Genomic DNA, 12,101 nt, shown 5'->3' on the forward strand with positions numbered 1-12,101 from the left:
GTCCCCAATGCCTGAAGCCCAGTCGCGCTTTCGCCGACGGTTGCTGCTGTACTACGGCCTGTTCACGCTAGGGTTGTTCGGCTTCGTCGGCATGATGGGGCTGCTTGAAAAGTCCAATGCCGATGCGCTGTGGCTCGGCTACGTCTTCCTCTTCATCACCATCGCGATCTATGCCTGCATCGGCCTGATCTGCCGCACCTCTGACCTGAACGAGTACTACGTTGCCTCGCGGCGCGTGCCGGCGCTGTTCAACGGCATGGCGATTGCCGCCGACTGGATGAGCGCGGCGTCCTTCATCGGCCTGGCCGGCATCCTGTTTGCCTCGGGCTACGAAGGGCTGGCCTATGTGATGGGCTGGACCGGCGGCTACTGCCTGGTGGCCTTCCTGCTGGCGCCGTACCTACGCAAGTACGGCGGCTACACCATTCCCGATTTCCTCGCGGCGCGCTACGGCAACGGCAAGCCCGGCGGCAACCTGCCAGTGCGCGCGATCGCGGTGCTGGCGGCCTCGCTCTGCTCCTTCGTCTACCTGGTTGCGCAGATCCAGGGCGTGGGGCTGGTGGTGACGCGCTTTATCGGCGTGGAGTTTGCCGTCGGCATCTTCTTCGGGCTGGCCGGCATCCTGGTGTGCTCGTTCCTGGGCGGCATGCGCGCGGTCACATGGACGCAGGTGGCGCAGTACATCATGATGATCGTCGCCTTCCTGGTCACGGTATCGATGATCGCGTGGAAGCATCACCACGAAGCGTTGCCGCAGCTCAGCTACGGCACGCTGCTGTCGCAACTCGACGCGCGCGAGCAGCAGCTGGAGCGCGAGCCGGCCGAGCAGGCCGTGCGCGAGTACTACCGGCAGCAGGCCATCCTGCTGCAGGAGCGCATCGCCCGGCTGCCCGATTCCTTTGCCCAGGAGCGTGACGCGCTCGACGCGCGGCTGCAGGACCTGCGCACGCGCAATGCCCCGCTGCGCGACATCAAGTCGCTGGAGCGCGAACGGCTGGAATTCCCGCGCGACCCCGCGGCGGCACAGCAGCAGTGGAACCAGCAGCGGGCAGACGCACTGGCCCGCAGCCGCCATTCGCTGTCATCGACCGAACCCTATCCCGCGGCATCGGAGCAGGAGCGCAAGACCAAGCGGCTGAATTTTGTCCTGCTGGTGTTCTGCCTGATGGTCGGCACCGCCAGCCTGCCGCACATCCTGACGCGGCTCTACACCACCCCGTCGGTCAAGGAAACGCGCAACTCCGTGGCCTGGGCCGTGTTCTTCATCGCCTTGCTGTACGTGTCCGCGCCCACGCTGGCAGCGTTGGTCAAATTCGAGTTCTTCCAGCACCTGGTGGGAACCCCCTACGCCGAATTGCCGCAGTGGGTGGTGCAATGGCGCAAGGTCGATCCACCCGTGTTCGGCATCCGCGATGTCAACGGCGACGGCATCGTGCAATGGGCCGAGATCCTGCTCCAGCCCGACATGATCGTGCTGGCCGCCCCGGAAATCGCCGGCCTGCCATACGTGATCTCCGGCCTGATCGCCGCCGGCGCCCTGGCCGCGGCGCTGTCCACCGCCGACGGCCTGTTGCTGACCATCGCCAATGCGCTCTCGCACGACGTCTTCTATCACATGGTCGACCGCCAGGCGAGCCACCAGCGGCGCGTCACCACCGCCAAGATCGTGTTGCTGGGCGTGGCGCTTTTTGCCTCCTACGTCACATCGCTGCGCCCCGGCAATATCCTCTTCCTGGTCGGCGCTGCGTTCTCGCTGGCCGCCTCCAGCTTCTTTCCGGTACTGGTCCTCGGCATCTTCTGGCGCCGCACCACCGCCGCCGGCGCAGTCGCCGGCATGGCCGCCGGGCTGGGCGTGGCGGTCTACTACATCATCGTCAACTACCCGTTCTTCACCCGCATGACCGGCATCTTCGGCAACCGCTGGTTCGGCGTCGACCCGATCGCCTCCGGCGCCTTCGGTGTGCCGGCGGGCTTCGCCGTGGCCATCATCGTCAGCCTGCTGACGCCACGCAATGCACCGGTGATCGACCGGCTGGTGAGCTACCTGCGCAAGGGGTAGGGCGAATGGGGTTGTCAAGTAAGGGGGGATACGGCGACGAGGCACTGGATTCGCCAGGCAACTCTGCTATAATCTCGGACTTCCCGGAGAGATGGATGAGTGGTTTAAGTCGCACGCCTGGAAAGCGTGTATAGGTTAATAGCCTATCGGGGGTTCGAATCCCCCTCTCTCCGCCAGAACACTATGCAAAGCAAAGCCGCCCGCCTGGGCGGCTTTTTTGTTTCCAGTCTCTGGTGGCTTCGTATGCCTGAAGGGCTCAAAGAAAAGCCCTCGGCCAGGGTAGGCGAGGGCTGAAGTAGTAGTGGGCGAGTCGCGGGATCGCCCGTGAGCGATGGTCGTATAGGACCTTGTATCGCGCATCCCTCTAAATAGAGGTGTTGCCGCAAGGCGACATGGCTATGCCAGCCATCTCGGCGCCGGATTGGCTGAGCGTGCCAAGCCAGTCGTTCTGTCCGCCAAGTTTTAGTGTCCGTGAGAGGGCTTCCGCCATTTACCCGGTGCCCGGTATCCTCCCGGCCATGACCAAACTCACCTTCCAACTCGAAATCCGCCCCGCCTTGCCCGCAGACGCGCAAGCGGTGGAAGCCATCCTGACCGACACCTACCTCGGCACCTGGAAGCCGCAATTGACAGCCGCCGCGGCAGCTGCCTTTGAACGGCAAGGCAAGACCCGAAGCTACGTCGAAGCGCGCCTGCAAGCATTCCGCGTAGCCTGCGTGGATGGCGTGCCCGCCGCGATGGTGGATTGGGAAAACAATTTTGTCTGGGCCCTGCATGTCGGGCGGGCATGGCAACGCATGGGGCTGGGCGGGGCGCTGCTGGCCCATGCCGAAGGCGAGATTGCCCGCGCCGGGCATTGCGAGGCGAGGCTGGAGACGGACACATTCAACGTGCAAAGCCGCTCGTTCTACCGGCGCCATGGTTATGCCGAGATCGATTTCTATCCCGACGAAAGCTGGGACAGCGGCTTTACCACTGTGCTGCTGTCGAAAGCGCTGCCGCCAGCCTGAGCCTGCGCGCCGGCGCCGGCTTGGCACGGGTAGCCAACCTCATGCGCAAATTGCATGAACCTGTGTGCCTGCCCGTGAAAGAATCAGGCATCTATTTCGAATCTATGGCACTTGCCCCAATGTCCGAACCCATCGTTCACCTCAACGGCACCCTGACCCCTCTCTCCGAAGCCCGCATCCCCGTCCTCGACCGCGGCTTCATCTTTGGCGATGGCATCTACGAAGTCATCCCTTACTACAACGGCAAGCCATTCCGCGCGGACCAGCATCTGGCCCGCCTGCACCGCAGCCTGGAGGGCATCGGGATTCCCGATCCATACAGCGCCGGGCAGTGGCTGGAGCTGGTCGGCGAGGTGGTCGAGGCCAACGGCCTGTCGGACCAGCTGGTCTACATCCAGGTGTCGCGCGGCGTCGCCAAGCGCACGCATGCGTTTCCGAAGGAGGTCGTGCCGACGGTGCTGATCATGACCAACCCGATGGCGTTGCCGTCGGCGCAGATGCTTGAGCAGGGCGTGGCGTGCGTGACGATGGAGGACCGGCGCTGGCTGAACTGCCAGATCAAGTCGACGTCGCTGCTGGGCAACGTGCTGGCGGCGCAGCATGCGGTGGAGCACGGCGTGATCGAGGCGATCCAGTTCCGGGATGGCTGGCTGACCGAGGCGTCGGCGTCTAATGTGTGGGTGGTGCGCGATGGCCGCGTGATGGCGCCGCCCAAGGACAACCTGATCCTGGAAGGCATCCGCTACGGGTTCATGGAAGAGGTCTGTGCCGCGCTGGGGATTGCGCTGGAGGCGCGCCGCATTGCGAAGGAAGAGGTGTTCGCCGCCGATGAGGTGATGCTGTCGTCGGCCAGCAAGGAGCTGCTGCCAGTGGTGACCATCGATGGCCGCGCCATCGGCAAGGGGGTGCCGGGGCCGGTCTTTGGCCGGCTTTACGCTGCGTACCAGGCTGCCAAGGCTGCGCTTTGAGCTGATTTGCGTGCGTGCTAGGATGCCTCGGGATCGATCGAGGAGTCAGCCATGGCCAAGCGTGAGCGTGGCCGGCGTGCCCTGCAGGACGAGGTGAGCCGGCGCATCCAGCAAATCTATGAAATCGGCGAGGACGGCGCCAAGGTCCGGGTGCCGGCGCCTGTGCCGCACGCGCGCGATGCGCGCGGGCGCAACTGGAATATGACGGGCTTCGGCAATGCGTCCGGCTACGAGGCCAGCATCCGCGCGGTGGTCGACAAGGTGCGCGACGAGTTCGACCTGAGCGACGCGCCGGAGAACCGCGCGCCCAATCCGTTCGGGGACTGAAGCGCCGGCCGTCGTCCTACTCGACCGATACGACGATGGCGACGCGCCGGTTCTCGCTGCGTCCGGCGGCGGTGCGGTTGTCGGCCACTGGGCGGCTCTTGCCCCGTCCGCGAACTTCGATGTTTTCCGGCGCAAAGCCGGCGCCCGCCAGCAGCCTTGCCACCGCTTCGGCGCGCCGCACTGACAGCGACTGGTTGTATTCGGCCGAGCCCGCGTCGTCGGTGTGGCCATCCACGCGCAGGCGCTCGATGCCCGCGCCCTTCAGCGCCCGCCCGAGGCGCTGCACATTGGCGGCGCGCTCAGCGTCGATCAGGTCCTCATTGAATCCGAACAGCAGCTTGTCTGACAAGCCGAGTTCCCAGCCTTCATCGGTCAGGGCGAAGCCTTCCTGCTTCAGCACCGCGACCTGGGCCGGAGACAGCCCGGTGGCGGGCGGCGCGGTCTGGCAGCCGGCCAGCGACAGCCCCGCCAGCACGACGGCGGCGAGCCAGAGTTTCCACAGGGACTTCCAGCAGGGCGGGGTCAGGCGTTCGGGCATGCGGGTTCTCATTGCGTGACGTCCAGGCGCGGCTCGGCGCTTTGCCAAGTGCCGCCGGAGCGCCGCTTGGCGCCGTACATGGCGGCGTCGGCCGCGTGCAGCAGCGCCTGGCTGCCTTGCGCGTGGACAGGGAAGACGGCCAGGCCGATGCTGAGCGACGCCTGCACCGTGCTGCCGTCGGGCAGGTCGATCGGGGCGGACATCGCCTGCAGGATATGCTCGGCGATATGGATGGCGTCGCGCGGCGCGCGCAGCGCTGCGGCCAGCACGGCGAATTCGTCGCCGCCGATGCGTGCCACGGTGTCGCCGGCGCGCAGGCTGGCGCGGATGCGCTGGGCCACGGCCACCAGCACGGCATCGCCGGCGGCATGGCCGTGGCGGTCGTTGATGTTCTTGAAATCGTCACTGTCCAGGTACAGCACGGCCGCGTATTCGTCGTTGGCAGCGGCATGGCGCACAGCGTGCTCCAGCGCTTCGACGAAGGCGGCGCGGTTGAGCAGGCCGGTCAGCGCATCGTGGTTGGCGCGGTGGGCGAGCGAGCGGTTCTCGTGCTGCATCTGGTTCTGCCAGGTCTGCAGTTCGTCCAGCAGGCCGTTGAAGTCCTCGCTGAGGGCATTGAGTTCCGCGATGCTGGCCGGCGGCGTGCGCTGCGCGAAATCGCGCTTGGAACGCACCGCGTGCGCCACGCGCATCAGGTTGCGCAGCGGCTCGACGATCTGCACCAGCAGCCGGCTGGCCAGGTAGTGGGCGCCGACGGCGGTCAGCAGCAGGCAGCCAAGCAGGCCGAGCGCGCCGCGCAGCAGGAAATGCAGCAGGTTGCGGGGATCGCCACTGACGCGCAGCATGCCGACCTGTTGCGTCTGGTGCAGGATCGGTTGTTCCACGACCCCCATGCTCAGCCACTCGCTCAGCACGTGGCGCAAGCCGGTCAGTGGCGCCTGGCCGGGGCGCTGCCATTCGGCCAGCACGTGGTTGCCGTGGTCGTAGACGGTGGCGCGCGCGATGTCCTCGGACGCGGCGATGGCCGCCAGTGTCTCGCCGGTGGCCGCCTGGTCGCGGAATACGACCGGCGCCTCCAGGGTGTAGGCGATCGAGCGGGCCACCAGCCGCACGTTGTGGTCGGCATAGACGCGCAGTGCGGTCAGGCCGAGGGCGGTCAGCGATACCCCGGCAGTAAATACCGCGATCAGCGCCACGCCCAGGTGGATCCGGCGCAGCACGCTGTAGAGGGTGGGGCGGGCGCCGTTGCCGCGCGCCGGCTGGTGGGCGCTCATGACGGCGCTCCCTTGCGGCGGCCCAGCTGCAGCACGCCGGGGTGCACGTGCACGCCGCTGCGGGCGAGCGTGTCGAGGTTGACGCGGAACGAGACCTGCTGGTCGCGGATGTTCAGGCAGAACATGCTGCCGACCTCGCACTCGAAGTCTTCCTCGGCGATCACCAGCACAGGGCGGCCGGTCAGCTCGCCCGACAGCCGCTTGCGGCGGGCTTCGTTCATGGCGCCGATGTAGAGGGCATCGCAGGCCGGATGCAGCATGTCGGCCAGCACGTCGACCTGGCGCGCGCGCACCGGGCGACCGTTGGCGAGCGTGCCGCCTTCCATCAGCCGCGCGGAGTAGCGGCTGGTGCTGTCCACGCACAGCCGCACCGGGTCGCGCTCAACCGGCCAGCGTGCATACCCCAGCAGGCTGAAGACCACGCGCGCGACCAGGTCGGTGCGCTGCGGCGCGGGCTGCGCCGTCACCGCCGGCGGCAGCATGGCCGGCAGCACCGCCAGCGTCACGGCGAGCAGGGCCGGCAGGGCGCGGCGCAGCAGCGGTGGACGTCGGGTGGAATCGGCACTGGGAAGGGCGCTGGCTGGGGCAGGAGCCATGGTCTGGGAAAGGAGGTTCGGTACGGCCTGTATGGATGGTGGGCTGGCCGCAGCCGCGGTTATTGTCCGGGGGCTGGTTCCGGGCGGTCAAGCGTCCGGCACGGGCGGAATCCGCCCCGGAACCCGCTTGTGCGGGCATGCTTGCGTGGGGCCCGTTTGCGACGCGGCGTGATACGGAATGTTTAACGGTTTTGGGTCGTTTTCCTGAAGTCACGCGGGAACGCGCGCAGCGCTTCGCCGTGGCGGGCACAACACTTAGAATGGGTCCATCGTCCCCAACGCGCGCCTCGCCGCCGCATGCCGCCATGATTGCCGACCCGCTTTTCCGCTTCCTGCACGTTGCCGGCGTTGCCGTCTGGGTGGGCGGCATGTTCTTCGCCTACCTGTGCCTGCGGCCGGTGGCCGGCACCGTGCTGGAACCGCCGCCGCGGCTGCGGCTCTGGCGCGGCGTGTTTGCCCGCTTCTTCCCGTGGGTATGGGCGGCGGTGATCGCGATCCTGCTGAGCGGTGCGGCGATGATGGCGGCAGTGGGCATGTCCGCTGCCCCACGCAACTGGCACCTGATGATGGGCGTCGGCCTCGTCATGACGGTGATTTTCTGCTACGTGTGGTTTGGGCCGTATCGCGTGCTGGGCCGGGCCGTGGATGCCCAGGACTGGCCGGCCGCCGGTGCCGCGCTGAACCGCATCCGGCAGGCGGTGGGGACCAACCTGGTGCTCGGGCTGGTCAATATCGCCGTGGCCACGCTGGGGCGCTGGCTGGCCTGAGCGGCCCGATGCCCCGGCATGGCCCTGCATCGTCGCGTCACCACCTGGCAATGGGAGAGCCGTTATGCGCGTCATCGCATGTCTTGCCGTCCTTGGCCTTGCAATGGCGGGCGCACCGGCCCGCGCCGAGCAAGGCAATGGCCTGAGCGCTGAATATGAACGCTGCATGGCCAAGGCCATCTCGACTGCCGACATCCTCGGCTGCGCTGCGGTCGAAACACGGGTCCAGGACGTGGCGCTGAACAGCGCCTATCAAGGCTTGCTGCGGCGGCTGGAAGCGCCGCGCACCGGCCAGTTGCGGGTGGCGCAGCGTGCCTGGCTGGAATTCCGCCAGGCCAATTGCGCCTATGTGGCCAATCCGGCCGGCGGCACGGCCGCGCGCGTGGCCGGAGCGACCTGCATGGCCCGCATGAGCGCCGCGCGGGTGCGCGAATTGCGTGACTTCGCCACCGAGGCCGCCGCCCGGTGAGCGGGCGAGCCATGTGCTAGAGTTCCCAGACACCTGTGCTGCGGCACGTCTCACCAGGAGATGGATCATGGCAAGTGAATCGCGGAACAACCTGAAGGCCTTTGTGCAAACGGCGCCCCAGGCGGGGCGCTATGTGTGGGTCATCGCGCTGGTGGACTTCGGCGCGCAGCAGATCCGGCGCGCCATCGTCTCGGACGACACCTTCACCACCTCGGATGCCGCGCGGGTAGCGGGCGAGGCCCAGCTCAAGGCGATGGCCGAAGACCACTAGGCTGGGCCAGTGTTGCGCGCCGGCATCTTTGTGATCAACGGATACCGTTTCTTACATTGCGCCGGGATCGGTGCGCGCTAGACTGTGGGCATGTTCCTCCACAAGAAAGGACTCCCATGACACATCGCGCGCTCCGGCCGGCCAAGGTCCTCCTGCTGGCGGCCCTGCTGGGTTCCGGCCTGACGTTCAGTGCGGCGTCGATGGCCCAGGTGTCGGTCAATATTGCCATCGGCGTACCACCGCCGGCCCCGATCTACGAGGTCGTGCCCGCACCGCGCTCCGGCTATGTCTGGATGCCGGGCTACTGGGACTGGGATGATCACCACCACAAGCACGCCTGGAAGAAGGGGCGCTGGGAACGTGAACGCCCCGGCTATATCTATGAGTCGCCGCGCTGGATCCAGTCGCGCGACGGCTGGGTGCTGGTGCCGGGTCGCTGGGACCAGGGCGGGTACAAGGACAAGGGGCAGAAGGATAAGGGCCACAAGGACAAGGGCTATCACTGCCCACCCGGCCACGCCAAGAAGGGCGAGTGCTGAGGTGCCGGCCACCGGGCGCAGCACGGTGACGCCGGGTGGCCTTGCCATGCTACGATCGCCGCCATGACAACCGCGCCCACGCGGCACATCGGCGGCGGATACCGGAGGTAGCAATGGCAAAGCACGTTTTCACGCGCGCGCAGTATCTCGACATCCTCAATGACAGCCTGCGCAAGCATCCCGGCTGGCAGCCCGGCATGGCCTTTGTGTTCCTGCCGCCTGGCGCCGATGCCAGCCAGGCCACGGCCGTGGGCTGCACCGGGCCGATGGAGGCCATTCCTGTCTATGCGGAAATCCAGCGGGTGGCTGCCGAACTGATCGAAGTCGGCAACGAATAGCGGCGCCGGTCGCGTTGCGGCCGGTGGGTGCCGCGAGTGCGTACAATACCGGCCTCTACAGACTTTCGGATAATGCCGTGAAGAAAACGGACCTGGAAAAAAACAAGGGCCTGAAGATCGCCAACAGCCTGAAGCAGGCTTCGGCGGGCCGGGGTATTCCCGGCGGCGCTGCGCGCCCGGACCGGCGCGAACAGCGCCGGCTGGACCAGGAGCAAGGTCTGGTGCCCTTTGCGTGCAAGCTGGACGGCACGCTGGTCAAGCGCCTGCAAGCGCTTGCCGTGGATCACCCGGGTGGCATGACCGGGCTGCTCAATGAGCTGCTGGCGGGCGCGTTGCCGCCGGAGCAGGGCCAGAGCTGAAATATGGTGGCCGCGCCCGCGGCCACCTGCCTGACCCCATCAGGTCGCGAGCGGGTCAGTCCTCTTCTTCGTCAAGGAATTCGCGGCGCAGCATCCAGTTGGCGATGGCTTCGTCGCAGATGCGCTTGAATTTCTGCTTGTCCGGCATCTTGTCGAACAGCTGGAAATTGACCAGCGCCATGCCGGCATCGGTGATATAGAACATCCGGCTCGGATCGTCTTCATGGACGATGCGGCCATCGATGGCGTCTTCCTCGCTTTCCGCCGGCATGTCTTCTAGCTCGACCACGCGGCAGGTGAAGCGCGGGCTGCGGGTATGGGTCAGATACTCGAACTCGTCGTGCATGACCTCGCCGCCTTTGCCTGCGATAACGGCGAAGCCCCAGATAAAGCGGGGCATCGGCAGATCGGACAGATCTTCAATCTCGTCCATGGTGTTCTCCCTGATTCAATCCCCGCATTATCGCCCGGAACGCCGCCACCTCAAACGTTGACGTGGCGCTTAGGGCTTTGCCTGGCAGTTGGCCAGCGCCGGCGCGGCGTTTTCGGCCTGCATCAGGTCGCGCAGCGTGCCTTCCTCGCCCTTGGTCCACCATTCGTAGCGGCCGCCGGCATAGCGCGCGCCGGAGGCCGACACGGTGCTGACCGCCAGCACGGGCTTGCCATCGATGCGGAACACCGCCGCCTGGTTGTCCGGACTGTTGAAATAGCGCACGGAAAGCGTCTTGCCGCCGTCGCACTGGTAGCGCACGGCGCGCACGTCCGGGAAGCGCACGCCGTCGATGCCGGGCGCACGGGCGGCGTGTGCCGCGGCGCATGCGCCGAGGGTTGCGAGCAGGGCCACGGCGCGGGCGCAGGACAGGATCGGGCGAGTGGTCATGGCTTTGCCTTGGTCGATGGGTGGACTGTCAGCCAGTTGAGAGGGGCGGCGCCAGCGTCCGGGTCAGCCGAGCATGTAGCCGGCGGCGAGCGTGCGGAAACTCTCGATTTCGCGCGCCTGCCAGGCCTCGTCCTCGCCGAGTTCCTCGGCCAGAATAGCGGCCACGGCCGGCGCGGCGTCCACGGCGGCGCGCGCGTCCAGGAACAGCGCGCGGTTGCGGCGGGCCAGCACGTCCTCGACCCGGCGCGCCAGTTCGTGCCGGGCCGCAAAGCGCACGTGCGCTTCGGTCAGGCCTGACGCCGGTGCCAGCATGCGGTCATATCCGGGCAGCGCGCGCAGCAGGTCCAGCTCATTGCCGTAGTAGCGGTCCGGCGAGCCTGAATCCGGCGGCGGCAGCCCGGCCGGCAGCCCCGCCGCGCCGTGCAGGGGCAGCTCGGCGGTCACGCACGGGGCCGCGCGCACCATCTGGCGCTGGATCGCGGTCTCGATCACGTCTTCAGCCATCTTGCGGTAAGTGGTCCACTTGCCGCCGGTGACGGTGATCAGCCCGGCCTTGGACACCAGGATCGTATGCTCGCGCGACAGCGACGCGGTAGAGGCCTCGCCGGTGGCCCGCACCAGCGGCCGCAGGCCGGCCCAGACACTGGTGACGTCGGCGCGGGTCGGGTCCCTGGCGAGGTAGCGCGACGCGGTTTCCAGGATGAAGTCGACGTCGTCGGCGCCGGCGTCTGGTTCCAGCGGCAGGTCGCGGCGCGGGGTGTCGGTGGTGCCGACGATGGTGTGGCCGTTCCAGGGCACCACGAACAGCACCCGGCCGTCGTCGGTCTTGGGGATCAGGATGGCGCGCTCGCCCGGCAGGAAGCTGCGCGGCAGCGTCAGGTGCACGCCCTGGCTGGGCGCGACCATGGCGCGCGCGTGGCCGTCTTCCATCTGCCGGATCGCATCGACCCACACGCCGGTGGCGTTGATCACGCAGTCGGCGCGCAGGTGGAAGGTGGCGTCGCCGAGCACATCCTGCACGGTCACGCCGCTGATCACGCCGCCTTGCTGGCTCAGGCCCGTCACGCGCATGTAGTTGAGCGCGGTGCCGCCCACGTCGAACAGCGTGCGCATCAGCGCCACCGCCAGCCGCGCATCGTCGAACTGGCCGTCGAAATACAGGTTGCCGCCGCGCAGCGGACGCCCGCCGACGTGCTCGGCCAGGTTGGGCGCCGCGGCCAGCACCTCGCGGTGGTTCAGCCAGCGGCTGCCGGCCAGGTTGAGGTCGCCGGCCAGCATGTCGTAGACCTTGAGGCCGATGCCGTAGAAGGGCTGGTCGAACAGCTGGTAGGCCGGCACCACGAAGCCCAGCGGCCACACCAGGTGCGGCGCGTTGCGCGCCAGCAGGCCGCGCTCGTGCAGGGCCTCGCGCACCAGGCTGATATTGCCCTGGGCCAGGTAGCGCACGCCGCCATGCACCAGCTTGGTGGCCTTGCTGGAGGTGCCCTTGGCAAAATCCGCGGCTTCGACCAGCAGCGTGCGGTAGCCGCGCGAGGCGGCGTCGACTGCGGTGCCCAGGCCGGTGGCGCCGCCGCCGATGACGATCACATCCCAGCGCGGCTCGCGCTCCAGGGTGGCGAGCAGGGCGGCGCGGTCGGGGGGCTGGATCGGGGTGGAGACTCTCTGCATGACGCTTTTCTTGGGGGTGTGTTCGGGGTGGGCCGGCG

At 67.6% G+C, this 12,101-nt stretch carries 16 protein-coding genes and 1 tRNA gene; 11 read left to right on the forward strand and 6 right to left on the reverse strand.

All coding sequences use genetic code 11. The features are described 5' to 3' along the window. The first annotated feature begins 7 nt into the window (after positions 1-7). The 5 genes from I6H87_RS13235 (at position 8) to I6H87_RS13255 (ending at position 4,364) form a co-directional block, all read left to right on the forward strand. Positions 8-2,059, forward strand: a complete 2,052-nt coding sequence (locus I6H87_RS13235) for a VC_2705 family sodium/solute symporter (RefSeq protein WP_010814366.1) — start codon at positions 8-10, stop codon at positions 2,057-2,059. An 85-nt stretch (positions 2,060-2,144) separates the two neighbouring features. Next, positions 2,145-2,235, forward strand: a tRNA-Ser gene (locus I6H87_RS13240). Positions 2,236-2,577: 342 nt separating this feature from the next. Next, the gene (locus tag I6H87_RS13245; protein ID WP_011615708.1) at positions 2,578-3,069 is read left to right on the forward strand and encodes a GNAT family N-acetyltransferase; all 492 of its coding nucleotides are present in this window, start codon (positions 2,578-2,580) and stop codon (positions 3,067-3,069) included. A 119-nt stretch (positions 3,070-3,188) separates the two neighbouring features. Further along, the gene (locus tag I6H87_RS13250; protein WP_010814364.1) at positions 3,189-4,037 is read left to right on the forward strand and encodes a D-amino acid aminotransferase; all 849 of its coding nucleotides are present in this window, start codon (positions 3,189-3,191) and stop codon (positions 4,035-4,037) included. A gap of 51 nt (positions 4,038-4,088) precedes the next feature. Beyond that, positions 4,089-4,364, forward strand: a complete 276-nt coding sequence (locus I6H87_RS13255; RefSeq protein WP_010814363.1) for a hypothetical protein — start codon at positions 4,089-4,091, stop codon at positions 4,362-4,364. 16 nt (positions 4,365-4,380) lie between these two features. On the opposite strand, the gene I6H87_RS13260 is transcribed toward I6H87_RS13255, so the two are convergent. From I6H87_RS13260 to I6H87_RS13270, 3 genes are read right to left on the reverse strand one after another with little or no spacing between them, the layout of a single operon-like run. Further along, the gene (locus I6H87_RS13260; protein ID WP_041687459.1) at positions 4,381-4,902 is read right to left on the reverse strand and encodes an outer membrane lipoprotein YfiB; all 522 of its coding nucleotides are present in this window, start codon (positions 4,900-4,902) and stop codon (positions 4,381-4,383) included. Between the two features lie 8 nt (positions 4,903-4,910). Beyond that, positions 4,911-6,176: a diguanylate cyclase DgcN/YfiN gene (locus tag I6H87_RS13265; protein ID WP_010814361.1), complete on the reverse strand. Its 1,266-nt coding sequence runs from the start codon at positions 6,174-6,176 to the stop codon at positions 4,911-4,913. After that, positions 6,173-6,772 (reverse strand): regulatory sequestration protein YfiR, encoded by a 600-nt coding sequence (locus I6H87_RS13270; protein WP_011615706.1) that lies wholly within the window; start codon positions 6,770-6,772, stop codon positions 6,173-6,175. Before I6H87_RS13270 ends, I6H87_RS13265 begins: the two co-directional genes overlap by 4 nt. A gap of 305 nt (positions 6,773-7,077) precedes the next feature. On the opposite strand from I6H87_RS13270, the gene I6H87_RS13275 reads away from it, so the two are divergent. From I6H87_RS13275 to I6H87_RS13300, 6 genes are all read left to right on the forward strand, one after another. Next, complete coding sequence (locus I6H87_RS13275) at positions 7,078-7,539, forward strand: CopD family protein (protein ID WP_010814359.1); 462 nt, start codon at positions 7,078-7,080, stop codon at positions 7,537-7,539. 64 nt (positions 7,540-7,603) lie between these two features. After that, positions 7,604-8,008 carry a lysozyme inhibitor LprI family protein gene (locus I6H87_RS13280; protein ID WP_010814358.1) on the forward strand — a complete coding sequence of 135 codons (405 nt, stop codon included), beginning with the start codon at positions 7,604-7,606 and terminating at the stop codon, positions 8,006-8,008. Between the two features lie 67 nt (positions 8,009-8,075). After that, positions 8,076-8,279, forward strand: coding sequence for a hypothetical protein (locus tag I6H87_RS13285; RefSeq protein WP_010814357.1), 204 nt, complete (start codon positions 8,076-8,078; stop codon positions 8,277-8,279). Positions 8,280-8,395: 116 nt separating this feature from the next. After that, positions 8,396-8,818: a YXWGXW repeat-containing protein gene (locus I6H87_RS13290; protein WP_010814356.1), complete on the forward strand. Its 423-nt coding sequence runs from the start codon at positions 8,396-8,398 to the stop codon at positions 8,816-8,818. Positions 8,819-8,931: 113 nt separating this feature from the next. Continuing rightward, positions 8,932-9,156: a hypothetical protein gene (locus I6H87_RS13295; protein WP_010814355.1), complete on the forward strand. Its 225-nt coding sequence runs from the start codon at positions 8,932-8,934 to the stop codon at positions 9,154-9,156. 77 nt (positions 9,157-9,233) lie between these two features. Next, the gene (locus I6H87_RS13300; protein WP_010814354.1) at positions 9,234-9,515 is read left to right on the forward strand and encodes a hypothetical protein; all 282 of its coding nucleotides are present in this window, start codon (positions 9,234-9,236) and stop codon (positions 9,513-9,515) included. A gap of 55 nt (positions 9,516-9,570) precedes the next feature. On the opposite strand, the gene I6H87_RS13305 is transcribed toward I6H87_RS13300, so the two are convergent. The 3 genes from I6H87_RS13305 to I6H87_RS13315 form a co-directional block, all read right to left on the reverse strand. Continuing rightward, on the reverse strand, positions 9,571-9,948 hold the full coding sequence (locus tag I6H87_RS13305; protein ID WP_010814353.1) for a hypothetical protein: 378 nt from the start codon (positions 9,946-9,948) through the stop codon (positions 9,571-9,573). 69 nt (positions 9,949-10,017) lie between these two features. Then, positions 10,018-10,395: an MliC family protein gene (locus I6H87_RS13310; protein ID WP_011615702.1), complete on the reverse strand. Its 378-nt coding sequence runs from the start codon at positions 10,393-10,395 to the stop codon at positions 10,018-10,020. Positions 10,396-10,458: 63 nt separating this feature from the next. After that, positions 10,459-12,063: a glycerol-3-phosphate dehydrogenase/oxidase gene (locus tag I6H87_RS13315; RefSeq protein ID WP_010814351.1), complete on the reverse strand. Its 1,605-nt coding sequence runs from the start codon at positions 12,061-12,063 to the stop codon at positions 10,459-10,461. Between the last annotated feature and the right edge of the window lie 38 nt (positions 12,064-12,101).

The sequence above is a fragment of the Cupriavidus necator genome, from assembly GCF_016127575.1.
Taxonomy (GTDB): Bacteria; Pseudomonadota; Gammaproteobacteria; order Burkholderiales; family Burkholderiaceae; genus Cupriavidus; species Cupriavidus necator_D.